This window comes from Actinoallomurus sp. NBC_01490 (assembly GCF_036227085.1).
Taxonomy (GTDB): Bacteria; Actinomycetota; Actinomycetes; order Streptosporangiales; family Streptosporangiaceae; genus Actinoallomurus; species Actinoallomurus oryzae.
In genome coordinates this window covers 5,383,248-5,409,263 of sequence record NZ_CP109433.1, presented here as the reverse complement: position 1 = coordinate 5,409,263, position 26,016 = coordinate 5,383,248, and the positions used below count along the sequence as shown (strand labels likewise).

The 26,016-nt window shown below is 67.4% G+C and carries 20 protein-coding genes and 2 pseudogenes; 12 read left to right on the top strand and 10 right to left on the bottom strand.

Features of this window, described 5'->3' with window-relative positions:
• Window positions 1-144: 144 nt before the first annotated feature.
• A complete protein-coding gene (locus OG417_RS25265) occupies window positions 145-2,790 on the top strand; it encodes a bifunctional acetate--CoA ligase family protein/GNAT family N-acetyltransferase (protein ID WP_329260898.1) in 2,646 nt (881 codons plus the stop codon).
• A 71-nt stretch (window positions 2,791-2,861) separates the two neighbouring features.
• On the opposite strand, the gene OG417_RS54415 is transcribed toward OG417_RS25265, so the two are convergent.
• Both OG417_RS54415 and OG417_RS25260 read right to left on the bottom strand, forming a co-directional pair.
• On the bottom strand, window positions 2,862-2,969 hold the full coding sequence (locus tag OG417_RS54415; protein ID WP_442875727.1) for a pentapeptide repeat-containing protein: 108 nt from the start codon (window positions 2,967-2,969) through the stop codon (window positions 2,862-2,864).
• Window positions 2,970-3,548: 579 nt separating this feature from the next.
• The gene (locus OG417_RS25260; protein ID WP_329262569.1) at window positions 3,549-4,685 is read right to left on the bottom strand and encodes an IS701 family transposase; all 1,137 of its coding nucleotides are present in this window, start codon (window positions 4,683-4,685) and stop codon (window positions 3,549-3,551) included.
• Between the two features lie 92 nt (window positions 4,686-4,777).
• Between OG417_RS25260 and OG417_RS25255 the strand changes: the two are divergent.
• Window positions 4,778-5,634: pseudogene (locus tag OG417_RS25255) on the top strand (IS5 family transposase).
• Between the two features lie 342 nt (window positions 5,635-5,976).
• Window positions 5,977-6,384: a hypothetical protein gene (locus OG417_RS25250; protein WP_329260893.1), complete on the top strand. Its 408-nt coding sequence runs from the start codon at window positions 5,977-5,979 to the stop codon at window positions 6,382-6,384.
• Between the two features lie 309 nt (window positions 6,385-6,693).
• Here the strand turns inward: OG417_RS25250 and OG417_RS25245 are convergent, their stop codons facing one another.
• The 3 genes and pseudogenes from OG417_RS25245 to OG417_RS25235 form a co-directional block, all read right to left on the bottom strand.
• The gene (locus OG417_RS25245) at window positions 6,694-7,956 is read right to left on the bottom strand and encodes a tyrosine-type recombinase/integrase (protein ID WP_329260891.1); all 1,263 of its coding nucleotides are present in this window, start codon (window positions 7,954-7,956) and stop codon (window positions 6,694-6,696) included.
• Between the two features lie 122 nt (window positions 7,957-8,078).
• Window positions 8,079-8,216, bottom strand: a pseudogene (locus OG417_RS25240) (helix-turn-helix domain-containing protein); the annotation flags it as partial.
• A gap of 217 nt (window positions 8,217-8,433) precedes the next feature.
• A complete protein-coding gene (locus tag OG417_RS25235; protein WP_329260889.1) occupies window positions 8,434-9,513 on the bottom strand; it encodes a DNA cytosine methyltransferase in 1,080 nt (359 codons plus the stop codon).
• 332 nt (window positions 9,514-9,845) lie between these two features.
• On the opposite strand from OG417_RS25235, the gene OG417_RS25230 reads away from it, so the two are divergent.
• The 8 genes from OG417_RS25230 (at window position 9,846) to OG417_RS25195 (ending at window position 19,821) form a co-directional block, all read left to right on the top strand.
• A complete protein-coding gene (locus tag OG417_RS25230; RefSeq protein ID WP_329260886.1) occupies window positions 9,846-10,598 on the top strand; it encodes a hypothetical protein in 753 nt (250 codons plus the stop codon).
• 214 nt (window positions 10,599-10,812) lie between these two features.
• A complete protein-coding gene (locus tag OG417_RS25225; protein ID WP_329260883.1) occupies window positions 10,813-11,157 on the top strand; it encodes a pilin in 345 nt (114 codons plus the stop codon).
• Window positions 11,158-11,444: 287 nt separating this feature from the next.
• Entirely contained in the window at window positions 11,445-12,836 is a 1,392-nt protein-coding gene (locus OG417_RS25220) for a hypothetical protein (RefSeq protein ID WP_329260881.1), read from the top strand.
• Window positions 12,833-13,744 (top strand): PrgI family protein, encoded by a 912-nt coding sequence (locus OG417_RS25215; protein WP_329260878.1) that lies wholly within the window; start codon window positions 12,833-12,835, stop codon window positions 13,742-13,744. The genes OG417_RS25220 and OG417_RS25215 overlap by 4 nt, the downstream gene beginning before the upstream one ends.
• A complete protein-coding gene (locus OG417_RS25210) occupies window positions 13,741-15,510 on the top strand; it encodes a VirB4 family type IV secretion system protein (RefSeq protein ID WP_329260874.1) in 1,770 nt (589 codons plus the stop codon). Before OG417_RS25215 ends, OG417_RS25210 begins: the two co-directional genes overlap by 4 nt.
• Window positions 15,507-17,915: a type IV secretory system conjugative DNA transfer family protein gene (locus OG417_RS25205; RefSeq protein ID WP_329260871.1), complete on the top strand. Its 2,409-nt coding sequence runs from the start codon at window positions 15,507-15,509 to the stop codon at window positions 17,913-17,915. Before OG417_RS25210 ends, OG417_RS25205 begins: the two co-directional genes overlap by 4 nt.
• A gap of 26 nt (window positions 17,916-17,941) precedes the next feature.
• Window positions 17,942-18,862 carry a replication-relaxation family protein gene (locus OG417_RS25200; RefSeq protein ID WP_329260868.1) on the top strand — a complete coding sequence of 307 codons (921 nt, stop codon included), beginning with the start codon at window positions 17,942-17,944 and terminating at the stop codon, window positions 18,860-18,862.
• A 38-nt stretch (window positions 18,863-18,900) separates the two neighbouring features.
• Complete coding sequence (locus OG417_RS25195) at window positions 18,901-19,821, top strand: C40 family peptidase (RefSeq protein WP_329260866.1); 921 nt, start codon at window positions 18,901-18,903, stop codon at window positions 19,819-19,821.
• A gap of 340 nt (window positions 19,822-20,161) precedes the next feature.
• Here OG417_RS25195 and OG417_RS25190 read toward each other — a convergent pair whose 3' ends face one another.
• From OG417_RS25190 to OG417_RS25170, 5 genes are all read right to left on the bottom strand, one after another.
• A complete protein-coding gene (locus OG417_RS25190; RefSeq protein WP_329260864.1) occupies window positions 20,162-20,488 on the bottom strand; it encodes a hypothetical protein in 327 nt (108 codons plus the stop codon).
• A gap of 12 nt (window positions 20,489-20,500) precedes the next feature.
• Window positions 20,501-21,058 (bottom strand): antirestriction protein ArdA, encoded by a 558-nt coding sequence (locus OG417_RS25185; RefSeq protein WP_329260862.1) that lies wholly within the window; start codon window positions 21,056-21,058, stop codon window positions 20,501-20,503.
• Window positions 21,059-21,085: 27 nt separating this feature from the next.
• The gene (locus OG417_RS25180; RefSeq protein ID WP_329260859.1) at window positions 21,086-21,505 is read right to left on the bottom strand and encodes a hypothetical protein; all 420 of its coding nucleotides are present in this window, start codon (window positions 21,503-21,505) and stop codon (window positions 21,086-21,088) included.
• Window positions 21,506-21,557: 52 nt separating this feature from the next.
• Entirely contained in the window at window positions 21,558-22,052 is a 495-nt protein-coding gene (locus tag OG417_RS25175; protein ID WP_329260856.1) for a hypothetical protein, read from the bottom strand.
• Between the two features lie 430 nt (window positions 22,053-22,482).
• Window positions 22,483-23,640: an AfsR/SARP family transcriptional regulator gene (locus tag OG417_RS25170; RefSeq protein ID WP_329260854.1), complete on the bottom strand. Its 1,158-nt coding sequence runs from the start codon at window positions 23,638-23,640 to the stop codon at window positions 22,483-22,485.
• Window positions 23,641-25,018: 1,378 nt separating this feature from the next.
• On the opposite strand from OG417_RS25170, the gene OG417_RS25165 reads away from it, so the two are divergent.
• A complete protein-coding gene (locus tag OG417_RS25165; RefSeq protein WP_329260851.1) occupies window positions 25,019-26,014 on the top strand; it encodes a helix-turn-helix transcriptional regulator in 996 nt (331 codons plus the stop codon).
• Window positions 26,015-26,016 lie beyond the last annotated feature (2 nt).

Sequence of the window (26,016 nt, the reverse complement as noted above, 5' to 3'; positions counted from 1 at the left end):
GGGACTTCTGGGCCGACGCCCCGGTGTCCTCGGACCCGAACACCGGGCTTTCCGATCCCTGCGGTCCAGGACGGACCGAAGGTCCCGCGCGTGGATGACCTCGGCCCGCTGCCTGGGCGCAGTCGCCGTCCGATGCTGGGAGACATGGCGGAGCCCGTGCCCCGGAAGGGGGTCTACGCGCTGCTCACGGACGGCACGGCGGTGGCGATCCGCGAGATGCGGCCGGGCGACCTCGACGCCGTGCACAAGCTGCATCAGGACATGTCCCCGGAGAACCTCTATCTGCGGTTCTTCGGGATCAGCCCGCGGCTCGCCGATGAGGTGGCGGCGCGTCTGTGCCGGGAGCCCGACCCCGATCACGCGGTGCTCGGCGCCTGGCTCGCCGGGGAGCTTGTCGGCGTGGCCGAGTACGACCGCACCGCGACGCCCGGCGAGGCGGAGGTCGCGCTCGCCGTCGCCGACGGGATGCACAACCGAGGCGTGGGAACGTTGCTGCTGGAGCATCTCGTGTCACTGGCCCGATCGCGAGGTCTCCTGGCGTTCCGCGCCGAGACTCTGGCTCAGAACATCCCGATGTTGAAGGTGTTCGCCTGCGTGGGCCTGCCGATCGACCGCCGCATCGTGAACGGCGTCGTGGAGGTGACGATCCCGCTGACCGGGGATGGCGCTTACCTCGACGCCGTCGCCGAGCGCGAACGGTTCGCCGACGTCGAAAGCCTGCGCCACCTGCTGTGCCCGGCGTCCGTGGCGGTCGTGGGGGCCGGTCGCCGGGCCGGATCCGTCGGCGGCGCGATCCTGCACAACCTTCTCAATGATTTCGGTGGCCCGGTTTACGCGGTCAATCCGAGGGCGGGGCGGGAGTTGGCGGGGGCCGCGTGCTTTCCATCGGTGTCCGCGCTGCCGGAGAGCCCCGACCTCGCGGTGATCGCGGTGCCACCGGAGGCGGTCGCCGATGTCGCCGAAGAATGCGGGCGTCACGGTGTGCGATCGCTTGTCGTGATCACCTCGGGGGTGCACGGGCGCGCGTTGCCCACGATCTGCCGCCGGTACGGGATGCGGATGGTGGGACCGAACTGCTTCGGCGTCGCCAATACCACCATGCGGCTCGAGGCGACGTTCGCCGCGCACGCGGCCCGTGCCGGTGGCGCCGGGATCGTCGTCCAGTCGGGTGGCATCGGCATCGCCCTGCGCGACCACCTGTCGCGCCTGGACATCGGCGTATCGACCTTCGTCTCGACGGGCGACAAGTACGACGTCAGCAGTAACGACCTGTTGCTGTGGTGGGAGTCCGACCCCGCCACCCGGCTGGGCGTCCTGTACCTGGAGTCCTTCGGCAACCCGCGCAAGTTCTCCCGGACGGCCCGGCGCCTCGGACGCCGGATGCCGCTGCTCACCGTCGTCGCGGGCCGCTCCGCGGCCGGCCGCCGGGCGGCGGCCTCCCACACGGTCGCGGCGGCCACCCCAGCGGTCACGCAGGAGGCGCTGTTCCAGCAGGCCGGCGTCATCGCCGCTTCGGGCCTTGGCGAGCTCCTGGACACCGCCGCACTGCTCGCCCACCAGCCGCTGCCGACCGGGCCCCGCGTCGCGGTCGTCTCCAACGCGGGCGGCGCCGGGGTCCTGGCCGCCGACGCCTGCGCCGACGCGGGACTGACCGCAGCGACACTCGGTGAGGCGACCGTACGGGAGCTGACGCGGCTCGTACCGCCGGGAGCCGCCTGCGGCGGGCCGGTCGACACCACCGCGGCCATCGACCCCGTGCGGTTCAGGCGCTGCCTGGACGTCGTCGCCGCCGACCCCGAGGTGGACGCGGTGATCGCCATCGTGGTGCCCACGGCGGTCGCCGACCTCAGCTCCGCGATCACCATGGGGTGTGTCGCGCGTCCCCTGGCGGCCGTCGTCCTCGGCCAGCAGGAGACCGTGTGTATCCGGCCGGGGCCCGGCAGGCGTCGCGTCCCGTCGTACGCCTTCCCCGAACACGCCGCGCGTGCCGTCGCTCGCGCCTGGTCCTACAGCCGATGGCTCGCCCGTCCCCAGGGGTGCGAGCCGGAGTTGAGAGACGTCGCGGCTCCTTCGGTGGCACGGATCATCCAGCGTGCGCTCGCTGAATCGCCCGACGGCGACTGGCTCGCACCCGTCGCGTGCATGGATGTTCTGGGCGCCTATGGCGTACCGGTCATCGACTGGTACTGGGCCACCTCGGCCGACGAGGCCGTACACGCCACGACGGCTCTCGGCGGGCACGTCGCGCTCAAGGCCCACGTTCCCGGACTCGTGCACAAGAGCGACGTGGGCGCCGTCGAGCTGGACCTGCGCGGCGAACAGGATGTGCGCCGCGCCTACGGGCGGTTCGCGACGCTCTTCGGCGACCGGCTCCGCGGCGTGCTCGTCCAGCGGATGGCCCGTACGGGCGTGGAGGTGCTGTGCGGGATCATCCAGGAACCCCTGTTCGGCCCGCTCATCGTCTTCGGCCTCGGCGGCGTGGCCACCGACGTTCTCGAGGACCAGGCCGCGCGGCTCACCCCGCTGACCGACCTGGACGCCACCGAACTGATCCGCTCGATTCGCGGGGCACCGCTTCTGCAGGGCCACCGGGGCGCCCCCGCCGTCGACACGGCGGCACTGGAGGACGTCCTGCTCCGCCTGTCGCGCCTCGCCGACGACCACCCGGAGATCGCCGAGGTCGACATCAACCCGCTAATCGCCCGTCCCGACGGCGTCACCGCGGTCGACGCCCGGATCCGCATATTGCCGCGACTCCGCTGGGACCCCCACCTACGCCGCCTCCGCTGACTCCTCTGTAGAGCACCAGACTCATGCCCCGGTCGAATCAGAAACGTGTGCGGGCGTCAGTGCGGGCCTGCTTACGAATCATGTCCGGGGTCATGCCCTTCACCCCCGACAGATGCGCGCCCGGACAGGTCTGCGCCATACAAGTCCGCGTTGGTCAGGTTCGCGCCAATCAAGCTCACTGACCGGCGCGACGCCGCGCGGCCTTCTCGCGGAGCTCGTCAACGAGGTCGACCATGGGCCTTCGTTCTGTGACACGTTCCGTGACAACCGCCTGCCACCCCAACGGCCCGCGCGTCATACGCGTCTCGAAAATGATCGTTATTGAGACGGACCGAAGGCCCGGCCGCCGCCCCTGTTTGGAGCCGACGGCCGGGCCTCCGATCGCGTCAGCGAGAACTTCCTGACCGAACCCTCCGCCGGACCGGCGTGCCGCCCACCCCGGGCAAGGCCCTGCAGGCCTTGGGTATGAGTGTGCAGAGCGCTGACGATCACCTGGTCACGCTCGTTGTCACCCATGAGCCGCAGATTAGAACGTATGTTTGATGATCGCCAGGCATGCCAAGAGCCAACAGGCGCGCCCCGCTGTTAGTACTGCAACGACAGGTCGTGATGGCCCCGTCTCTTGTAGTGGCTGATACGAGCGCGAGTTTGGCTTCTTCGGCGCCAGTTCGACCAGTGAATGACGTGGTCGATCGTGTAGGTCAAGGGTTCCGTGATCCGATTCCATAGACGACGGATCTCGTTGACGGACAAGGGAATCAGCCTGGTCTCGCCGCCGGATGCAGAGCCCCTTTTTCCGCAACATCCCGCGTGATCACCAAAAACGCCGCCGCAACCATCGACAACGTGATGTGCCGATACCAGGATTGATAACCGCGAACCTGATAGTGATCCAGGCCGGTCTCGTTCTTAGCAGTCTGGAAGGTCTCCTCAATGGCCCACCGTGAACCGGCGACCCTCACCAACTCGCTGATGGCCGTGTCGGCCGGTCCGAAACAGACGTAGTAAGCGATATCGGTCGGGTCACTGATCGAGCGTCGGGCCAGCAGCCAGTGACCCCAATCCGGACGGCGCAATGGGCGAATATCGATCGCAGCCCAGTCATAGATCCTCTGTCCCCGAACGCCATCACCGCAGCTAAACCGCTCCCACACCTGAGCAGGCAGCGCAGCGACAAGGCGATCGACGCGGACCTTGGTCATCTGCATCGACACCACCATGGCGTTCTTGGCGACCGCCATGACATGCGCGATATCCACGCCCTCCAACCACATACGAAATTTCGTATCCGAGCCGTAGGCTTCATCCCCGGTGACCCATCCAAACGGCATACCGGCCTCCACGGTCCGGGCGATCATGTTCCGCGCGAGCGCGGGTTTGGTCGCAAACCGCACCTCATCACCGATCCCCGCCTGCCGGCACCGATCACGGTCGTCGGTCCACTCTTTAGGCAGGTACAACTCTCGATCGATCAACGCCCGCCCCCGCGGCGAGGCATAAGCCAAGAACACCCCGATCTGGCTATTCTCGATCCGGCCTGCGGTTCCGGAGTACTGACGCGCCACTCCAGCAGATTTAGTGCCCTTCTTCACAAATCCCGTCTCGTCAACGATCAGCACGCCTCGCTTCGCATCACCGAGCACCTCAACAACCGCAGCGCGTACGTCATCACGCACTCCGTCGGTATCCCAGGCATAGAAGTTCAGGAGGCGCTGCATGCGTTCCGGGCCGGCCTCCCCGGCGGCCTCGGCCAGCGTCCAGCCGTTCTTCCGTTCCGCCTCACTCAGCAATCCCCGCACGTAGGCACGCATCTGTCGCCGTGACTCGACCCGCGGGAAGCGAGCCGCGAACCGGCCCACGAACGCGGTGAACCCCGCCGACCATCCAGCTACCATCTCCGCCAACATGCCAAGATCAACTACCAGTGCGACAGCTCAGGTTACAACCTGTCGTTGCAGTATTAGAGGTCCTAACAAAATGATCACTGATGCCCGGTGAGGATGGCTCTGCCTGTTTGATCTTCGGTGTGAGGAAGGGCGAGCAGCCACCGTGGATCGTGCGGGACAGTCTGTGGGAGCGGATCGAGCCGCTGTTGCCGAAGGTGGAGCGGCGTACGCGCCATCCAGGCCGCAAGCGGCTGGACGATCGGAAGGTGCTGTGCGGGATCCTGTTCGTGCTGCATACGGGTATCGCGTGGGAGTTCTTGCCCCAGGAGCTGGGGTTCGGGTCGGGGATGACCTGCTGGCGGCGGTTGCGGGACTGGCACGAGGCCGGGGTGTGGGATCGGCTGCACCAGGTGCTGTTGATTGAACTGCACGCGGCCGGGAAGCTGGATTGGTCCAGGGCGGTGATCGATGGCTCACACGTGCGGGCGCTCAAGGGCGGCCCAAAAGCGGACCGAGCCCGGTCGACCGCGCGCGGACGGGCTCGAAACACCACGTCCTGACCGACGGCCATGGCACACCGCTCGCCGTCTCACTGACGGGCGGCAACCGCAACGACGTCACCCAGCTGATGCCGCTGCTGATCGAGGCGGTCCCGCCCGTGCGGGGTCGGGTCGGACGGCCTCGCCGGCGGCCCGACCACCTGCTCGCCGACCGTGGCTACGACCACGACAAGTACCGGCGTCTGGTCTGGGCCAAGGGCATCAAACCCCTGATCGCCCGCCGCGGCACACCTCATGGCTCCGGCCTGGGAGTCCACCGCTACGTCGTCGAACGCACCATCGCGTTGTTGCACTGGTTCCGTCGGCTGCGCATCCGCTGGGAGATCCGCGATGACATCCACGAAGCCTTCCTCACCCTCGCCGCCGCCATCATCTGCTGGCGCAGACTCGTCCGCTGACCTTTCTGTTAGGACCTCTTAGCCGCTGCAACAAGGTCCTGCAGCGTTGCCAACGCTCACGGCGCCGATGTGCCGCCGTGACGTCGAGCAGCGCTTGGACGTAACCGTCGAAATCGCGTCGCGCTATCGCCTCCCGCAACAGGTGACCCTCGGGCGCCGATTCACCGGCTGGTGGACAGATCTCATCGGTGAGGTCCTCCAGCATCTTGGACGCGCGCCGGGCGGCCGGCTCTCTCGCGCCGTCCGGACAGCATCGGACAGGTCATCCCACGCCTGAGCCGTACGTGGGCTGTGCCGGACCCGGTCGGCCACCAGGACCTAATCTGCGTTCACACGGGCCTGGTGAAACTGCGTGATGTGGTCGAACGCCGCCGCCCGACCGTTCAGCTGCGACAAGATCGCGAGCAGGTTGCCCTCTGGCGACGCAACCGCGACCTGTCCCTAGGCGTGGGCGGCGGTGGTGATGGCCGCGCGGGCCCGCAACTCGACGAGGACCGCTGCGAGATCCGGGACGGTCTCCGGTGGCCGGCCGTCGACCTCACACCTCAGCAGGACGGCCCCAGCCTCACGCTGAACAGGTTTAGCGAGGAACAATCTCAGCCTGCCGCCCCGATCCAGGAAAGCAACCAGCCTTTCTGCCGGTGGAATCGCTCGCGCCACGTCGACGTCACGCAGCCCGGTCGTGTCGACGTGCCGGGAGGCTTACTCAGCCAGGGTTTCAGATGGGCCTGTGCGGCCGCGGATGTTTAGCCGCGTGCTGCCAGAGCGCCTCGTTGGTTCCCGCAAGGTGGTCGCGCAGGGCCACCGTCTTCCAGTTGCTCGGCGGCTCCCCGCAAGATCTGGAGGGAAACTGGAGACGATTACTACGCCGAACGTCTCCGAACGTCCCTCAACGGCCTTGAACGGAGGCCTTTGACCTGCTCATTCTCAATAGAGCACTGGTCGGACGAATAATCGGATTACCCTGACACGGTAGAGGTCACTGGTTCAATCCCAGTATCGCCCACCACGTGAAAGCGCAGGTCAGAGGCCCTGCCTCCTCTCTGGAGGGGCAGGGCCTCAGGCGTCTATGGGCGATATTTGGGCGATGATCTTGGCGCCTTGGTTCGCCGCCGCCTGTTGCACGGCTGTCAGTTGCTTGATCGTTTCTTCCATCCGAGGCAGGAGCGCGATGAGCGCCGTCTGCTCCTGAGGCCGCAGTGCGAGGAGTGATGACTCCCAGCGGGCTTGCAGGACGGTGAGGATCCGTTCCTTGGTCTCGGGCGTCACATGTTCGTAGATGCCGCCCATGCCGCGCATCTTCTGACCCAGGCGGGCCGCGCGGCCGATCTCGGGGATCCCGTCATCGGCCAGCCACGTCCGGTGGCTGTGCCGTCCTTCGTGGAAGGTGAAGCCGGGCAGGATCGGCGGGACCCGCTTGCCCGTCTGTCGATCCTGTGCAACACCGTCCCAGGCGGGGCGCCAGAACCGCCTCCCGAAGTTGCTCCGGCGCAGAACGCCGCCCTTCTCCCCCACGAAGACGAAGGAACGGTCGCAGTCCTCCAGGAGCGCCTCGTACAGATCGGCGAGGAACGGAGGAAGCTGCACCCACCGCTTGCCCGCCGGGGACTTGGTGCGCTTGGCCTTGACCAGTTGACCTTGGGCCTCGGCCAACGGCTCGACCACTCGGATGGCGCGATTGATCTCGTCGTACTCGTGCGGCTGGAGACCGACGAGCTCAGACCAACGTGCGCCGGTGTAGCCGTCCATCAGCGCCAGGACGAAGCCTGAGTAACCGAAGCTGTCGTTCAGGCGAAGAGCGCCTCGCAGGAACTGCACGGGCGTGGCCACCTGCCGGTCCGCCTCGTACTCCCCCGATGTAACACGGATTCCCTGGCACGGACTGGCCGGGATCTTCCGCGCTCGCACTGCCACATTCATGATCGTGGAGAACATCGCGAAGACGGACGCCACTGTTGGTTCGGCCAGTTCCTCGTGGAGTTCGGTGACCCAGCTTTGAACCTCCAGGTGGTTGTTGAAGATGAGGACCAGCGGCCAGTCCTCCCACTGCGGGAGGAGATGGTTGTCCAGGTAGGACCGGTACTTAGCCTGGGTCGTGATGGCCAGTCGGGCACTGGCCAGCCATGCTTCGGCGAATGTACCGAACGGCGTCTCGGCTTCCTGTGGGTCGATCCACAGATGCCGGCGAATCAAAAGCTCCTGTTCGTTTCCCCAGTCGAGCGCCGCCGCCTTGGTCTCGAAGCCCGACTGCGAGCCCCAGGTTCCGTCCGGCTTCTTGTATCTGGCTCGCCAACCTGGTCCATGTCGTTGTGCGTGGGCCATCGCGTGGCTCTCTCCTTTTCCTCCGTAGAGCCGACTCCCCCGAACCTCTTCTCGCGGTGGAGAGAACGGGAACGGGCGGGCGGAGTGGCACCCCTCGGCTTCCGCGTGCCCGACCGGACGATCTCTGTGATGTCCTCGTCGCTGAAGCGCAGATGCTTGCCCAAGAAGGTGCACGGGATGACCCGGGCCGCCGCCTTCTTCCGCAGCCACGACTCCCGCACCTTGAGCAGCTCCGCCGCCTCAGCCGGCGTGTGAAGCACCGGCGTACTCACGCCGCCGCCCGCTCCACAGTTCCCAGTCGGTCGTTCGTGTCCGAGGGGTTCGGCTTCTCGTGTCGCGTGCTCGGACACGGTATGGAGTCACAAGCCGTAAAGGAGCCCCTGAGCAGGCCCTTTGTAACCACAGGGGCATACGACGTGCCGATCGTCGCGTGATCTTCGTTTGACGGTCGTCTGCCAGTCGCGGGCTGTCGGGAGGTCATGCGATCGGCCCTCCACATGCGTCCCCGCCCAGCCTGTCGTGGAGGACTCGGAAGGCTCTGATCGCCTGTTGCGGGACAACACCGTTGCCGAGGAGGCGCATCTGGGCGGTGCGGGTGAAGGGGAGGTCGGTGACCCAGCCGGCGGGAAGACCCATCATCCACTCGACGAAGCGGGCGCTCAGGCGGGGCTGTCCCCTGGTTCCGCGTTCGGTGGGTGGGGGTGCCGTTCGTCCGAGGATCGTTTCCCACTCGCGGATGGCCGGTTCGTAGGTTCCCCAGTCGACCTCGGCGGCCGGTTCGAGACTCGGAGTGCCGCGGAGGGCAGAGTGAGGTCGCCCTTGGAGCCGTGCTGGTTCGGGCTGCCTTTGGTCCCGTCGGTGGCGCGAGGGGTCGGCAGGAGCCGTACGGCCACACTGAGCGGCATCGAACGGCTGGGTTGCTGGCGGGCTCTGCGCCCCAGCCAGGAGCTGAGGCGTTCGCCGTCGTTGGCGTTGCAGGCACTTGGGGTGGGCAGCAGGTCGGCACAGGCCACATCGCACAGGTTCACCTGGTGACGTCCCTTCCGGCGCTGCTGCGGACAGGTCCGTCCGCGGGACTCGCGGGCCTGCGGGGTGGGCAGCAGCGATGAAGATCCGGTCGCGGCGGTGGGGAGCTCCGACGTCGGCGGCGCGTAGGCACGTCCATGCCGTGTCGTACCCGAGTGCGGCCAGGTCCCCCAGAACCGTGGCGAGGCCGCGGGTGCGGAGGGCGGCCACGTTCTCCAGCAGGACGAGTCCGGGTCGTAGTACGCGAAGGGCGTCAGCGATGGTGAGCCACAGTCCACTACGGGTTCCCTCCTGGATGCCGGCGCCGCGGCCGGCGTAGCTGATGTCCTGGCACGGGAAGCCGGCCGTGACGATGTCCACGGCCGGGACCTGCCTCCAGTCGACGGCGGTCAGGTCACCCACGTTCGGCACGCCGGGAAACCGGCGGTGCAGCAGGACGGTCGCGTGGGCGTCGTTCTCGGCGCACCAGCCCATGTCCCCGCCGTAAACAGCGCGGGCGGCGAGGTCGAGGCCGCCGTAGCCGGTGCACATTGATCCGATTCTCGGACGTGTGCGCCGACCGGCCCTTGTGACCGGCGTGACTCTGTCACGTCTGCTGTCGTGCGTGTTCGTTTCGGTTGATCGTGCGGCCATGAGGCTTCTCGGCCCTGGCCACCGACCGCTTCATCAACGAACTGCGATCCGGCCTTCTCGTATTTCGATGGCGACTACATCTTCCGGCTTCGCCTGATCTTCGTCTGCGACTCGTCGCGGATTCGTCTGGGCCGGACGTATCAGAAACGGATGCTGCGCGATTGCGCTGCGAATGACGGATGTGTAGATGGGCCCGCTCCGGAATTCACCGGAGCTGGAAGGAGCTCATCATGTCTGTCAACAGTGACGCCATATTCGTTAACGGGAACCGGCCCACACCGTTGGATCGCGCCGCGCAGGCGTTCTGCGAAATCTGCTCCCGAACCGACGCACCGACCCTCAACGGCCGGACCCTCGGTCATGGGCTGCCGCCCCGCCGTATCAGCGTCCGGGAGCTGGTGGAGTTGCTGCCGCTGCTACAGCCGGTGGCCCGCGACGTCGTGTGGCGCGAGCTGGTCCGGCTCGTCCGCGCCAGCGGTGAACCATGGCCCACGGTCGCGGTCGGTCTGGCTCTGCCTGGGCTTCGCACGGCGGCGGCCCGGCTTGTGCGCGACTACAGCGGCGATCCGGAGGATCTGGACTCCGAGCTGGTGACGGCGTTCTACGAGGCCCTCGCCGAGGCCGACATCGATGGCTCCATGGTCTGCGCGAAGTTGCGCGCGACGGCCTACAACCAAGTCCGTCGGATGCGGTACGGCGCTATGGCCTATGCGGCCCGCACCCGAGATCTCGACAGCCTGCCCGAGCCTTCGCTGACCCCAGCGTGGGACGGCCATCCGGACTTCGTGCTCGCCTCCGCGGTCAACGCCGGCGTGATCACGCGCGAGGAAGCCGAGCTGATCGGAGCCTCCCGGCTGGAGGGAACGTCCCTGAGCGCCGTGGCCCAGCGTCTCGGCCTACCTGTCACCACCGCCTGGTGCCGCCGGAAGTCGGCTGAGGCACGACTGACCGCCTGGATCAAAGAAGACAAAAGTTCATCGTGATCTTCGAAGATCGGCGACTTCTCATTCGCAGTTCGTAGTGAGGGCGAATCGGAACTGGCGCCATCCAGGGGCGGGAAGAAGGCCACCGGCCGCTTCACCGGAACACGCATGCCGACCAGAAAGGGGATCGGCTCGATTCCCGCCTCCTGGACGCCTCTTTCATTCGATGCCAGCGATAGCGACGGGCGCGATGCCTGCGGAGGGAGGCATTCGGATGGCATGGCTCAACGGGCTAGCACGTACTGCGGTCATAACCGCCGCGATAGGCACGACCGTCGCAGTTGCCGCAACGGCCGTATACGCGTCAGAAAAAGGCGTTGCCGCGCCTGCCGACCTGAAGACGGTGATCAACAACCTGCGGACGTGGCTGATCGGTCTGCTGGTGGCGCTGGCCACCTTGTTCCTCACCGTCGGGGGCCTGCGCATGCTGCTCGCGGCAGGCGACCCGGGCGAGGTCAGCAAGGCCAAGGAGGCGCTGAAGTACGCCGCGATCGGTTACGGCGTCGCGGCGCTGGCACCGGTGCTCGTGGAGATCCTCAAACGAATCGTCGGAGCGTGACCATGCCACGACGACATCCCGCCCGATGGGTCTCTCTACTGCTCATCGCCGCCGCCGCGCTATTCACGAGTACCGGTCTGGCCCACGCGGCGCCGCCAGCACCGAATCCGGCCGCCTCGCCAACCCCGGCTCCACACCCGCAAGCGCCGGCACCTGCGAGCCCGAGCCCTTGCCCCAGCGTGCAGATCTTCCCCGGCGAGCCCATACCGCATTGTGCGGGACGGAGTGTGCTCCCAACGCCGGTCGTCACGCCACCGCCGCCTCCGGTGGGTTGCCCGCCGTGGGAGGTGAGCTGCGAGGTCGGCAGGGCGATCGACTCGTGGTTCACCGGCCTCACCACGTCGGCGATTCCGCCGGTCATGGATTTCTTCGGCAAGACGTTGCTGAGCACACCGGATCTGGATAGTCCCTCGATGAAGCACGTCCAGTCGCTGTGGTCGGTCAGCGAAACCATCGCCGACACGAGCTTCGTCGTGCTGGTCGTCATCGGTGGCATTCTCCTGATGGCCGGCCACGCCATCGCGCCGGGCACGGCCAGCAAGGACATCCTCATGCGCCTGCTGCTGGCGTTCCTCGCCGCCAACTGCAGCAAGCTCATCGTCGAGCAGGCGATCAAGGTCGCCAACGCCCTGGCGCGCGCGTTCATCGACTACGGCTCCGCCCATGCCGATCCGCACGGCGCCGCCGAGGTGATCAAGGGCTTCCTCGTTGGCAACATCGCCACGCTCGGCATGTTGTCCGGCCTGATCACGCTGGTCGCGGTCGTCTTGGCGCTCATGGTGGCGGGCGGCTACATCATGCGGGTCACCGTCACGATGCTGCTGGTTATCGCCGCGCCCCTGGCGCTGATCTTTCACGCGCTGCCGCAGACCGACGGCATAGCTCGTCTCTGGTGGCGAGCGATCACTGGGATGCTCGCGATCCAGGTCGTTCAATCGCTGGTCTTCGCCGGCGCCGTCGACGTCCTGTCGGCCAAGGACGGCGACAAGGTGCCCCTCGTCGGGATCCCCAGCCAGAAGGGCATCGTCGACCTGCTGCTCGTCGTCTGCCTGCTCTACATCCTCGCGCGCGTGCCGTCCTGGGTTTCCAAGGCCGTGTGGCGCGGCGCGTTCGGCCGTAACCCCATCAGCAGCGCGGCTCGTTTCCTGTTCTCCGTCCTTGTCCTGCGGCGCGTCACCGGCGCCCTGACCGGCACACGCGGCAGCAAGGGCGCAGTCCCACCGCCACGCCCGCCGATGCCTCCGACCAGCCCCCGTCCCACTCGGCCGATGCCACCGCTCGGTCCCAACCCGCCGACGCGTCCCGGAACGTGGGTGCAGCCTGAGCTGCCGCTGCGGTGGCCGGCTGCGCATGGCCGGCAGCTGGAACTGCCGCACCTGCCGCCGCTGAAGCCGATGCCGGAACGCGGCATCCAGCTCCAGTTGCCGCTACGGCCCAAGGCCGACGCCCCGCCGCGCTGGCGGCAAGGCGAATTGCCGGTGCCGACGCGTCCCGAACAGCTCCGCCTGCCCTTCCGCCCTCCCACTCGGCCGACGCAGCCACCGCTGTTCACCGATCTCGATCCCGGACGCCGACCCCGTCCGCGAAGCGAGAGTGCGCCGCCGCCCCACAGGTCCACGCCACGCGAAGGTGGACAGCCTCCGCAGAGTCCCAGGACGCCACGAGGTGATCAGCGATGACCCGCGAACCGTACGCGACGCGCATCCCCGCCGACATCGATCGCGAGGATCGTGTGCTGGCCGGCCTGACCGCCCGGCAGGTCGCCATTCTCAGCGGCACCGCCGCGGTGCTGTGGGCGGCGTTCATGGCTACCCGTCATTTCGTTCCACCGCTCGTCTTCATCGCGTGCTGTGTACCGGTTGCCTCGGCCGCCGTGGCGTTCGCGCTCGTACGCCGCGATGGCCTGAGCCTGGATCGTCTCGCCGTCGCGGCCGTGAAGCAGCATCTGGCGCCCCGACGGCGTATCCCCGGGGAGGTACCGGCGACGCCGGACTACCTCGCCACCGTCGTGCCGAGTCCTCCAGCGCCGCTCGCGCTGCCAGTCACCGGCATCCGCGCGGACGGGCTCATCGAGCTGGGCGATCACGGCGGTGCGACGATGATCGCCTGCGGGACGGTCAGCTTCGCGCTGGCCACCTTCGGCGAGCAAGAAGCCATGGTCGCCGGGTTCGCCCGGTGCCTGCACGGGCTGTCCTCACCGATCCAGATCCTCGTGCGCGCCGAGCGTATGAACCTGGCGCCCCTGGCCGAACGCGTCTTCGACGCCGCCCCCAGACTCCCTGACCCGCAGCTCGAAGCCGCCGCGCGGGAACACGCGGAGTTCCTCGCCGACCTCGCCGCCCGCTCCGAGCTGTTGTGGCACCAGGTCCTGCTCATCGCCCGCGATTCAGAGACCACCAGCGAAGCCGACAGCGGACCGGCCCTGCGGCAGGCCGAGCACATCGCCGCCGCCCTGACGGCGATCGGCATCGACGCTCGCGTACTCGACGGGCCCGCGGTCGCATCCGTACTCGCCACCGCTTGCGACCCGAACAACCCGACGCCGTGTTCCGTCACCAACACCGACGAGGTGATCACGGGCCGATGAGACCGCTCACAGCGCATCTGTTCACCCGCCGCCGTACCGCGACTCCCGGCCTGCCGCTCGGTCCGGACGGAGTGGAGATCGGCGCCCGCAGCCTGGTCCTCGGTGACGGTGTATGCGCCACCTTCGCGATCACCGGCTACCCGGCCGAGGTCGGCCCCGGCTGGCTTGAGCCCCTGCTGTCCGACCCCGGCCGTACGGACGTCGCACTGCACATCGAGCCGATCCCGAACCAGGTCGCCGCCGACCGCCTCCGCAAACAACTCGCCCGGCTCGAGTCCTCTGCCCGGTCGGACGCCGAGCGCGGACGGCTGGTCGACTTCGAAGCCGACGCCGCCGCCGACGACGCCCACGCGCTCGCATCCGGTCTCGCGCGCGGACACGCCAAGCTCTTCCACGTCGCCCTCTACATCACCGTCCACGCAACAAGCGAAGACGAACTAGCGAGGGAAGTACGACGGGTCCGCACGCTGGCGGCATCGCTGCTACTGGACGCCCGCCCGGCGACCTTCCGCACGTTGCAGGGCTGGACATCCACACTGCCCCTCGGGCTCGACGCCCTTGGCACCCGGCGAACGATGGACACGCACGCGCTCGCCGCCGCCTTCCCCTTCACCTCACCGGACCTCGCCTCTCCCCTGTCGGAGACATCGGTGCTGTACGGGGCGAACGCCTCCTCCCCCTCCCTGGTGACCTGGGACCGGTGGGCGCTGGACAACCACAACGCCGTGATCATCGCCCGCTCCGGCGCCGGCAAGTCGTACTTCACCAAGCTGGAAGCACTGCGCTCGATGTACGCGGGTGTCGAGATCGCCGTCATCGACCCCGAAGGCGAGTACACGCGCCTCGCCGACGCCGTGGGCGGAGCCTGCATCGCCCTCGGCGCGCCCGGCGTACGCCTCAACCCGTTCGACCTACCCTCCGGCTCCGAGAAGACCATGGACGCGCTCACCCGCAGAGCACTGTTCCTGCACACCCTGACCGCCGTACTCCTCGGCGACTCGCTGGACCCCGCGTCACGGGCAGCGCTGGACCGCGCGGTCTTCGCCACCTACAACGCCGTCGGTATCACCGAGGACCCACGCACCTGGGGTCGGCCCGCGCCGCTGCTGCGCGACCTGGCGGCCACGCTGGAGGCGAGCGAGGACCCCAAGGCCCGCGAAGTCGCCGCGCGCCTGGCCCCGTACGTCGCCGGGAGCTTCCGAGACCTCTTCGACGGACCGACCACCACCCGGCCCGACGGCCACCTGGTCGTCTTCTCGCTGCGCGACGTTCCCGAGGAGCTGAAGACCGTCGCCACGCTCCTGACCTTGGACGCGATCTGGCGCACCGTCAGCGACCCGCGCGACCGCAAACGCCGGTTCGTCATCGTCGACGAGGCATGGCTGCTCCTGCGCGACGGAGAAGGCGCCAAGTTCCTGTACCGGCTCGCCAAGTCCGCGCGGAAACACTGGGCCGGCCTCACCGTCGTCACACAAGACGCCGCCGACGTCCTGGCATCCGACCTCGGGCGAGCGGTGGTCAGCAACAGCGCCACCCAGATCCTGCTCCGCCAAGCGCCACAAGCGATCGACCAGGTCTGTGAGGCGTTCCGCCTGTCCGAGGGCGAGCGGGCGTTCCTGCTCGCCGCCGACCGGGGCGAGGCACTCCTGAGCTGCGGCTCCCAGCGCGTGGCCCTGCGCACGCTGGCCTCTCCTGTCGAGCACACGATTTGCACGACCGATCCCGCCGAGCTCGCCGACCTCGAAGCCGACGGAGCGTCGGTATGAGCTCGTGGTCGCTTCAAGCCCGGTTGTCTCCCGTCGCGCGGTTCCTCGACGACCCGATGGCGAGCATGCGACAGGCGTGGGACTACCTCTCAAGCCTGATCGCGACGAACGCCGCGATGCTTTCCGGCACCGCGCTCATGATGGCGATCGCCGGCGTGCTGGCGCGTACCGCGCTGGTTCGATGGCAGCAGGCCCGGTTGATCCCGTACGCCCGCGTGATCGACATCCTGCCGCCACCATCGGTGGACATCGCGGGAGCCGAGGCGCTGTGGACACACCTGCTCGGCCTGCTCCGGCCTCGCTGGCTGCGCCCCATCACCGGCGTGCCGCACGTCACCTGGGAATACGTGTTCACCGAGACCGGAGTGCGTATCCGGCTGTGGATCCCCGGAGTGATTCCACCCGGGCTGGTCGAGCGGGCGATCGAAGGCTCATGGCCGGGCGCGGCGACCCGTACCGCCCATGCGGCGGATCAGCCGGCCGCATCACGCGTCCATGCTGTGGCCGGTCGGCTCCGGCTCGCCCGCCCCGACCACTATCCGCTGCGCTCGGATTTCGACATCGACCCGCTCCGCGGACTGCTGGCCGCCGCCGGATCACTCACCGCCTCTGAACGCGTGGTGGTCCAGGTGCTCGCCCGGCCGGTCACCGGCCGCAGGCTCCGCCGAGCGGGACGGTACGCGACCGCGCTCCGCTCACCCGGCGCCGTCACAAGCGTCAAGGCCGGTCTCTTCGAGCTACTGCCGGTGGGCGCAGTCAACGCGCCCGGTACGAGCACAGCGCGTCCCGCGGAGACTCCTGCCGAGGTACGCGCCATCCTGGCCAAGGCATCCCGCCCGCGGCTGGAGACCGTCGTACGGTACGTGGTCGCCACCGGCGACACCAGCCCCTGCGGACAGACATGGACACACGGCCGGGCACACGCCATCGCCTCCTCCTACGCCGCCTACACCGGGTTCAACTACCTACGCCGCCAGCGGCTCCGCAGCTGCGAGGCACTGCGGACACGGCGGATGGGGCACGGAGACCTGCTGTCCGTGCCGGAGTTGGCCGCCCTCTGCCATATCCCGATCGATGAGACAGTGCCCGGACTGGACCTTGCCGGAGCCAGGCCGACACCACCACCGCCAGCACTGCCGTCGGAAGGTCCCGGCGTCAGAGTGCTGGGCGAAACCGAGGCGGGTCCCCGCAGGACCGTCGGCGTCCGCGTCGCGGACGCTCGCCATCACCTCCATGTGATCGGCGAGACCGGCACAGGGAAGACGACCGGCCTGCTGTCCATGCAACTCGACGACGCGCAGGCAGGACGCGGGTTCGTCTCCATCGACCCCAAGGGCGACTCGACGCTCGTCCTTCCACGTCTCCCCGAGAGACTCGTCGGCAACGTCGCGCTGATCGATCCCGACGACGACGCGCCACCGCCCTGCGTGAACATCCTCGACGGTGCCAACCCGGAGCTGACGGCGGACGTGGTAGTGGGGATCTTCCGACGCATCTACGCCGACTCGTGGGGACCCCGCACCGATGACATCCTTCGCTCCGCCCTCCTGACCGCCGCAGCCAATCCGGACGCGACTCTGGCGGACGTTCCCCGGCTACTCGACGACGACGTGTATCGGGCTCGCGCCATGGCGTCGGTCAGGAACCCCTTCGTGGCCGACTTCTGGAGCTGGTACGACAAGCTCTCCGACGCTCAGCGGGCTCAGGTGACCGGGCCGGTGATGAACAAGCTCCGCGCGGTCCTGCTGCGCGGATTTGCCCGCGACGTCCTGGCCGCAGGGCGGAGCACCGTCGACATCGGCCGGCTTCTCGACACTGGCGGCCTGCTCATCGCGCGTCTTCCCAAAGGTGTGCTCGGAGAGGACACCGCCCGGCTCCTGGGATCACTCGTTCTCGCCAAGACCTGGCAGGCCGTCCAGGCCCGCGCGCGGCGTCCTGACGCCGATCGGCCCGACTGCGCGGTCTACGTGGACGAGTGCCAGAACTTCCTCACGCTCCCGCATGGGATCGACGACATGCTCGCCGAGGCCCGCTCCTACCGAGCCGCTCTGATCCTCGCCCACCAGAACCTCACCCAGCTGCCGCAGGAGCTTCGGGACTCGATCGCCGCGAACGCCCGCAACAAGCTGATCTTCACGGTGTCTCCGAGCGACGCCCGCCATCTCGAGCGCCACATGGCGCCGCAGTTGGGCGCGCACGACCTCGCCAATCTGGCCGCCTTCCAGGCCGCCGCACGACTAATCGACCACGGCACGCTGACGAGCGCGTTCACGCTCCGGACCCGCCCGCTGCCGCCGCCCGTACTCGGCCGGGAGCGGGCCGTCCGGAAGGCCTCACGAGAGCGCTACGGACGCAAGCGCACGGCCGAGATGACGCCGGGCCCACTTCCGGGAGATCCGCGATAGAGCCGCCTGAGACGGGGGGATCGATCATGTCCACCGAGACCACCAGGTCCCGGCGACCAGGGCACGACCTGCTCAGCCTGCTGTCGGCCCGGTTGACCGCGCGCGACCGTTGGTTGCTGCGGATGCTCCTCGAACACAAGGTGTTCACCACCGAGCATGTCGCCGACCTCGCGTTCGCCGGTAACCGGGACACCGCCGATCACCGGCTGCTCGTCCTGCACCGGCTCGACGTACTGACCAAGGTCCGCCCGCTGCGACCGGGCGGCGGGTCCGCGCCCTGCCACTGGCTGTTGAACACCGCCGGCGCCGAGGTGGTCGCCGCCGAGCGCGGCCTCACCCTTAAAGAGCTGGGCTGGCGACGCGATCGGGCCGGCGCCGTGATGTTGTCCGCCAAGCTCGGACACCTGCTCGGCGTCAATGGCTTCTTCGCTCGCCTGGCGACTCCGGCCGGGCAAGGCTGGCTCGCCGAGTGGTGGCCCGAGGCACGGTGCGCGGCCACGTGGAAGAAGTTCGTCCAACCCGACGGGCACGGCCGATGGAGCACCGCCGACCGCCGACTCGACTTCTTCCTGGAGTACGACAACGGCACCGAAACGCTCTCCCGCGTCGTCGCCAAGACCGAGGGCTACGGACGTCTCATCCGAGCGACGGGCATCAGCACGCCGCTGCTCTTCTACTTCACCTCTGCGCGCAGAGAGGCCAACTTCCGCCGCTCCTGCTCCGCCGCAGCCGTGCCCGTACTGACCGCCTCGTACGACGAGACGCTCCGACACCCAAGCGGTCCGATCTGGGCCGACCTACACCGCGACGACCGGCGCTCGCTGGTGGATTTCGCCCGACCGGCCGAGCAACAGCGGGCAGGCGCCGGCTCCGCATCGTCGGGTCTCGAGCCGAGCGCATGGACGACACGCCCGACAGAACCGACGGGTGTCCCATGCCGGCGCTGACCGTCATCGGCGCCGCGACAGGCGCAGGAACCGTATTGATGGCGACCTTGATCGGCGGCGCGACCGGCGCGCTGACCTCTGCCGGGAACAGGGTGGACGGCGGCTGTCCGGCCAGTGCCCAACCTGGCGCGAGTGGCGGCGCACGCGACATCCCGGCGGCCTACCTCCGGCTCTACCAGGCCGCCGGGAACGCGTACGGCATCCCGTGGACGATCCTCGCCGCCATCGGCCACATCGAATCGCACCACGGACGTGACCTGAGCACCTACAGCGCAGGCGCCCGCGGCCCGATGCAGTTCATGCCCGCCACGTGGACCGCGTACGGCGTCGACGGCGACGCGGACGGACGCAGGGACATCACGAATCCCGCCGACGCCATTCCGGCCGCAGCACGCTACCTCAGAGCCAACGGCGCGCCCGTACGTCTACGTGAGGCGATCTTCGCCTACAACCACTCCACCTCGTACGTGGACGACGTCATCGCCCAGGCGCGCGGGTACGCCGCAGGCAAGATCGCCGAGACCACCGGCGACGACGGATGTGATCTCGATGGTCCGGTGTCCGCTCCGACGGTGATCGCGGCCAGAGTCATCGCCTACGCCAGAGCACAGGTGGGCAAGCCGTACATCTACGGCGGCACCGGTCCCACCGGCTACGACTGCTCGGGTCTCACGATGATGGCGTACCGCTCCGCCGGCATCGCCATCCCCCGGCTGTCGGACGCCCAGTACTGGTTCGGTCCGCGCGTGCCGACAGGCCAGGAAGCACCTGGCGATTTGGTCTTCTTCGACTACCGCCCTGGTCACTCCGGGCCGGGGCACGTCGGGATCGTCTACGACGTCCCGCGCGGCCTCATGCTCGTGGCCCCCCACACCGGCACGAACGTACGCGTGCAGTCCTACCGCAACTACCCCGGCGGAGTCGTGGGCTTCACCCGGCCCTATGCCCGCCACCACTGACCTCGTCAGGCCGGCGCTCCGGCCGGACGAGGGGCCCGCCGCCCAGGGCGGGCCCACACCGCCACCGAAAAGAGAAGGGCGTGCAACGCATGACAGGACAGGGAGTCAGCTGGATTCGTCGCGTCACGACCGCCACCGCAGCCGGTGCCGCTGCGGTTCCCACCATCCCGACCACGACTGAGCACACGTCCGAACCGGCGCCGCACGTGGTGGCCGTCTCGACGGCGTGGCACAGGCTCACGGGCCGCCCCACGCCGATGTGGTGGACGGGCTGCTGATCTGTGAATGACCGTGGGCCGGACGGCCAACCCGTCCGGCCCACACGGCATAGAGCCCCGTCTTAGCGCTCGTGGTGCTCGCGTACTCTCTCGGAGAGGTCAGCGAGCATCTCAAGAGCGCAGCAGGTCATGGGATTGCACGGCACGCCGGGCTCGGCACCGCACTCGCCGCAGCCCGTGTTCGTGCTGTTGGGCCGGTAGGTCCACAGGAGGGTGTCGGAGCCGTATTCCTGTGGGCCTATCGCCGTCTCGACTTCGACGGTCTTGGGGTCCGCTGCCGACGGGTCGTCGACGACCTGGCGGACCGGAGCGAACAGGACATCCCACCGGCGGAGCTCGTCGGCACGCACGTACCCGAAGACGCCGTCAAGATGATCGTTGCTGTACATCGCGTGCCCTCCTCAGTAGTTCTTCCAGATCACGTGCACGCCGCTGGGAGTGCCGACGGTGGAGAAGCCACCGTCGGCCTCGCTGTCGTGCGCGTAGCGTGCGAGGCCGAGGTAGCCGTAGAGCTCTTCTCCGAGCGCTTCCTTCACGTCGTCGGAGACGAGCACTTCGTCGGCGAACTCGCCCACGCTGGTCCAGCACCCGCCATGGGCGTCTCTGAAGGCCGAGATCAGCTCATCGGCGCCACGCTCTCCCCACCCGTCGAGGAAGGCCGCTACGACGGCCCCTGGGTAGTCGAGGAGGAGCTCTGCGAGCGCGGCGACTCTTTCCAGCGACTCGTGTTCGCCGATCGGCACACCGTCGAAACCGCTGGTGTCGTGGATCGCCCACTCCTCGGCGTCCGGCTCCGGCGATCGCGCGAGCATCTCGGCGATCTCCGCGCGGATCTCCTCGGCGTCCTGGCTCGCGTCGATCCACTCACCGTGCAGACGTCCGGCGACGTAGGCGGGCAAGCAGGCGACGTAGATCTGTGGCGTCGTGGTCGTGAGTTGCGGTGACGCGCTGCGGGTCATGGGATACCTCCTCCCGGCGAGTGGCGTTCAGCAGTGGAGACGGGTCGGCGAATCGTGGTCGCCTCCGCAGTAGCCGCAGGAGCGATCTTGGGCGTAGATCGACAGCTCTTCGGCGAACTCGTCGCGCCACGAGAGTTGCTGGGGCGTGTATTCGGCGAAGTAGTCTTCTTCGACGTCTCCGGGCCGCACGGTCAGGAAACCGAGAAGGCATCCTGCCGCATGGGAGAGCGCCTCGACGGTGGGCTTTGCGTTGCTTCCTGAGCAGAAGTCACGGCCTTCGAAGATCGTGCATCCCTTTCGGGACAGGTGATACGAATAGCGAATTCGCCCGTCACTGGTACGACCGTCGCTTCCGATACCAAGAATGTGATCGGCGTCTATACGCCATAGCAGAGCCAGTCGTGCCGTAATATCGGCAGACAGGTCGAGCACGTGAGTTGATGACATTTATCTCTCCCCCCAAGAGATGATGTTTTGGATTCTGGCTCGCCAGATCCGATCAGGACGCTGGGTGAGCTTTACGGTTTTTCCAGTCCTGCTCCGCCCAGCGGATTGCATTGACGGCGCGTGCAGCACGTTCGGCAAAGATTGAAGGTCGCGCCTCTTCATCTCTGATCGCATCGAACGACAGACGCGCGCCGACGCGACCGTCTACAGCGAAGACGTAACCCTCGTACTCCCACTGGTAGTACACATCCACCGACTGGCCAGCGCTCTGGATCGTCTGGATGTGCTCCAAGTCGTCCGTGAAGGACGTGTCGCTCTCGACGCCACGGGAAAGGACATCGTCCATGCATTCGCACCATACGACGGACGGGAAGCGCTCTCGCACCTCATCGAGATCGGACACGAATCCGGAGCACTGGGCACCACGCTTCGCCGACACGCATGGCACGAACTCAGCCATCCGGTCACAGCTTTGCGTGTGGGCTTCTGGCAACAGGTCAGGTACATCGACGATGACGAGCAGTTCCCGAGTAGTATCGTTCGACATTCTCCACCCCCGCGATCACTTCCCTTTCGCTACTTCTATTCGACCACATAAGCTCGCGCTTGGGAGCCCCCCAGGTGGCAAATTTTCTAGCGTTTTCCCAGGTCAGAGCCACTCTCCTGCATGCAGAGCAGGTCGGGCTTCAGCGGTAGAAAGGAACACAAACAGCAGTCGGCAGACATGCGATATAGGATTGCGGAAAAGTAAGTTGATTGATTAATGCGACCTCGACAAACGGCAGATGTTAAAGGCCACGGCCGGAACATCTGGCAGAGGTGCTACACCACATGCATGTCGGGCCCCTCATTCGAGAGATGGAGACCGCGCATGACCAGGGTCGATGCGCGGTCTGCCATCACCGCTTCTAGACAGGGGATCGACTCGGTGGGCCGTCCGGTAAGGCCACCGATGACACCCCGAGAATTCGCGCCCGTCAGTTCATCGAGTTACCGGCCGCCGCCATCGTGCGCAGGAGCTCCCGGGTCTCAGCACTTGGCTTCTCGCCGAAGCGAGCAAGCCGCTCGGTGAGTGCCTCGTAGGCGATCCTAACGTCATTCATACGGTTAAGTCGCTGGTAGATCCGCATGATGCGGCGGTCGGCCTCTTCGCTCCATGGCATCATCTCGCGAGCGCCTTCCAGCATCGTGATCGCCATCGCCGGATTCTGCTGCTCCAGCAACGAGGCGGCTCCTTCGAACGCGGCAAGGGCCTTACGGCGGACGTCATGCCGGAACGTCTCCGCCCATAGACCGTCGCCGACGTGGACGAACTCACCGCGGTAGAGATCGACCGCTCGTCGGTAGTGAGCCAAACGTTCGGCGTTATCCGAGGCGGACCGGCCAGCGATTACAGCAGCGTTGAAGTCCCACAGATCGACGTCCAACACGTTCTCGTCGAATCTGTAGCGGTTCATGCGGAGAACCACGAACTTCTCCTGAGGCTTACCACTCGCGGTTCTGAGAGCGCGTCGTAGATGATAGACAGCATCAGTGAACCGCTTACGGGCGCTCATCAGGGGTTCGCTCGGCCACAGATCCTCTATGATGGCGTCTGCTGTGGCGCCGTCCGGATGGCAGGCGAGGTACGTTGCAATTTCCCACGAGAACCGGCGCTCCAAGAGGCCTGCCAATTCGTCGCCATGGAGCTGGATCGCTTCCGGGCCGAGGATCAGCAGACGCAACCCTGTCGTCGCCTCCACCGCAGGCTCTGCACCGATGGGCGGCGTATCAGTACTCGCCCCGGCCGTCTCAGGAAGCGCGCGGGGGGATGACACCTCGGCCGCTTCCGGTGGGATCGTCGCAAGGTATGAGCCGGTCAGCTCCTGAGCATTCGGCGGAGCGGACAGAATCCTTCCTTCGTCGTCGACGGTGAGCGACAAACCGTAGGGCCAGTGTCCGAGCAACACGGCGTGGACTCCGTATCGGCCAGCGCTCTGGAACAGGGAGCGAAGCCGGGCCTGTTGGGCGTCGGCTTTCGCGCATAGCCAGATTTGCCGCCCGTCGTTCTCCCAGCCGCCGTGCTCTTCGGTTCTGATCCGCTCCACCGACGCGGCGTGCACGAGGCCGATCGCCTCATCGAGCGTGGCTGCCACGGTCGCATGCTCCGTGGGGACGTCCTCTCCGTACAGCTCTCTTGCACAGTCCGCGGTGATGATGACGGTGTGACGAGTCGAGGCCGTCAGGGCCCTCAACGCTGCGCGTACACCGTCGGCGCCGCTCACCCCGATCACGCCTCCAGCAGACGCCACGTCCACAGCGATCGGCCCCGCACATGACCAGCCCTGGGTGGGTTCGCCAGGGTCCGCTCGTACCTCAGGGCGTCGGGCCACCCCATCTGAGGCGACGACCTCGTACGCAGCCGACGCATGACGGGTGGGCCTCAGCCGCGAAAGTCGGCTCACATGCCGCGCGAGCGCCGGGAAGCGACCGGCGCTGAGCACGAGCATCGAGATCGCGAGCATCAACAGAACCGCGAGTGTCAGCGGAAGCCGCAGCGGCTTCTCCGTACGGCGCCTCGGGGAGAACGACGACGCCACGACCGCGGGCCGGGAAGCATCGGGGCGCGGCGGCGATACCGGCCTCGCGATACGAGGGTCCGGTGACGGCTCGGGGCGAGAACTGTGAGAAGGCCGCGAACCCCCGCTTTGGGACGGGGAGACCGGGGCATGGGTCGAGACATGCTGCGGAGGCCGCGGCCTCGCACGAGGCGTACGCACTTCGGAGGCACCGGGATGCCTCTTGCCGGCCGTCGCCTCTCGATGCGCTCTGGGGGTGGATCCTCGGGCATGCCGTACACGCTGGCGCAACGTCGCGTGGGGACCGGCCGACCGTACGATGTGCGCTTCATTTGATTCGCTGTAACGGGGAAGCCAAGGCCTAATCTCCCGACAGACCTCCTGCGCGTACGCCTGGCCCTCAGGAGGGATCCCGTCAGGCACGCAGCCGTGGCCGTACGGCCGACCAACTGACGTCGCGTGCGCGATCTCTTCTACGCGGTGCTGCGGCTGTGGCGCCCCCGCCAACAACGCCGAGCAGACGACGACGGCCAAGGACGGAAGCCGCCTCGCGGCCTTCACCTCACGATCTCTGGTGGCCATGTGCCTTACCCCCCGATGTACGCGGCCATGTGCCGGGCTTTCGCCAGTCAAGGCAACTGTGTGTCTGACCTGCAGAGAAGAGGGAGCACTCCACAGTGATGGGATCTCATCACCGTCGCGGCCAGAGCCGCCTTCCGTCGGCTCGACGAGCGGTACGCAGCACGCCGACGGTCACGCCTCTCAAGTCCTATGGCTCAAGGCCATCCGTTCGTGTCGTCGCACGCAGGTCGCGATTGACTACGGTGTGCGCATGTACGATGACTAAAAGTTGTTAGTGAGGTGATCACATCAGCACTCGACACTCGGCCTGTCATGGCAAATCGACGCACTTCGACATCTTGGTCCAATTCGCACGGACCGGAGGAGTCGACGAATGAGCTCCTGGGAGCCGGGCGGCGTCCAGCGACTCTTCGAAGGCCTGGTCAGAGACGATGTTCTGGCCGTATTCGAGAAGCTTGTCGCCGCCGATGGATGCCCCGCGTCGGAGGCCGAGCAGTTCGTCGGCGGTCCCGAGATGCTCCAGGAGCTGCTCGATTGCGGGATGGCTCACGTCGGCTCGGACAGCCCGAATCCCCCTCACTTCGTACCGGCGCCGCCCGAGATGGCGCTTCAGGGGGTTCTGCGCAAAAGGCAACATCAACTGCTCGCCGACTGCGAGCTGCTAATGGACGGACACGGCCGCTTCTCGCGCATCGATCGCACGCGCCCGCAATCCGGCGAGTTCCGCCACCGGCTGGTTGAGATCGTCACCGACCGCGCCGAAATAACGCGCCTGTCGCACGCGCTGGTCAACGTCGCCCAGGACGACTGGATGAGCCTGGAGAACGCTCGTCTTGAAACACCGCTCGACGAAGCCACCGGCTACAGCCCACCGCCGGCGTTCGAGCAGAGCCTGCGATGCAGGGCGATCTACGAGGCATCTCTGCTGGACAACACCATCGGAAGACGCACCGTCGAGGAGGCAATACGACACGGCGAGGAGGCACGCCTTCTCCCCCGCATCGGCATGAAGTTGAAACTCGCCGACGAGTCGGTGGCCATGCTCCCGCTCACGCCCACCGGCATGGAGGGCGCAATGGTCATTCGCTCGGCGGTCGTCGCGGGTGCGCTTCGCGAGTACTTCGAGCTGCTGTGGGAGCGCGCGATGCCGGTGGGAACGCGGCCGGAGTCGAGCACGGGGCTACCGCCGGTCGAAGAGCGCATCCTACCGCTACTCGCCCAGGGTCTCACCGATGAGGCCATCGCGAACCGGCTGAAGGTGAGCCTGCCGACCGTGCAACGCCGGCTCGCCAACCTGAAGAAACGTCTCGCAGTCGACACACGCATCGCCATCGTCGTTGCCGCCATGCGCCGCGGCTGGATCCAATGACC

Bases quoted from the DNA above. Each gene is read 5' to 3' on its own strand.
- OG417_RS25165 (WP_329260851.1), top strand. From the start codon at position 25,019: ATGAGCTCCTGGGAGCCGGGCGGCGTCCAGCGACTCTTCGAAGGCCTG.
- OG417_RS25200 (WP_329260868.1), top strand. From the start codon at position 17,942: ATGTCCACCGAGACCACCAGGTCCCGGCGACCAGGGCACGACCTGCTC.
- OG417_RS25190 (WP_329260864.1), bottom strand. From the start codon at position 20,488: ATGTACAGCAACGATCATCTTGACGGCGTCTTCGGGTACGTGCGTGCC.
- OG417_RS25185 (WP_329260862.1), bottom strand. From the start codon at position 21,058: ATGACCCGCAGCGCGTCACCGCAACTCACGACCACGACGCCACAGATC.
- OG417_RS25180 (WP_329260859.1), bottom strand. From the start codon at position 21,505: ATGTCATCAACTCACGTGCTCGACCTGTCTGCCGATATTACGGCACGA.
- OG417_RS25175 (WP_329260856.1), bottom strand. From the start codon at position 22,052: ATGTCGAACGATACTACTCGGGAACTGCTCGTCATCGTCGATGTACCT.
- OG417_RS25260 (WP_329262569.1), bottom strand. From the start codon at position 4,685: ATGGTAGCTGGATGGTCGGCGGGGTTCACCGCGTTCGTGGGCCGGTTC.
- OG417_RS25225 (WP_329260883.1), top strand. From the start codon at position 10,813: ATGGCATGGCTCAACGGGCTAGCACGTACTGCGGTCATAACCGCCGCG.
- OG417_RS25205 (WP_329260871.1), top strand. From the start codon at position 15,507: ATGAGCTCGTGGTCGCTTCAAGCCCGGTTGTCTCCCGTCGCGCGGTTC.
- OG417_RS25265 (WP_329260898.1), top strand. From the start codon at position 145: ATGGCGGAGCCCGTGCCCCGGAAGGGGGTCTACGCGCTGCTCACGGAC.
- OG417_RS25195 (WP_329260866.1), top strand. From the start codon at position 18,901: ATGGCGACCTTGATCGGCGGCGCGACCGGCGCGCTGACCTCTGCCGGG.
- OG417_RS25235 (WP_329260889.1), bottom strand. From the start codon at position 9,513: ATGTGCACCGGCTACGGCGGCCTCGACCTCGCCGCCCGCGCTGTTTAC.
- OG417_RS25210 (WP_329260874.1), top strand. From the start codon at position 13,741: ATGAGACCGCTCACAGCGCATCTGTTCACCCGCCGCCGTACCGCGACT.
- OG417_RS25245 (WP_329260891.1), bottom strand. From the start codon at position 7,956: ATGGCCCACGCACAACGACATGGACCAGGTTGGCGAGCCAGATACAAG.
- OG417_RS25215 (WP_329260878.1), top strand. From the start codon at position 12,833: ATGACCCGCGAACCGTACGCGACGCGCATCCCCGCCGACATCGATCGC.
- OG417_RS25230 (WP_329260886.1), top strand. From the start codon at position 9,846: ATGTCTGTCAACAGTGACGCCATATTCGTTAACGGGAACCGGCCCACA.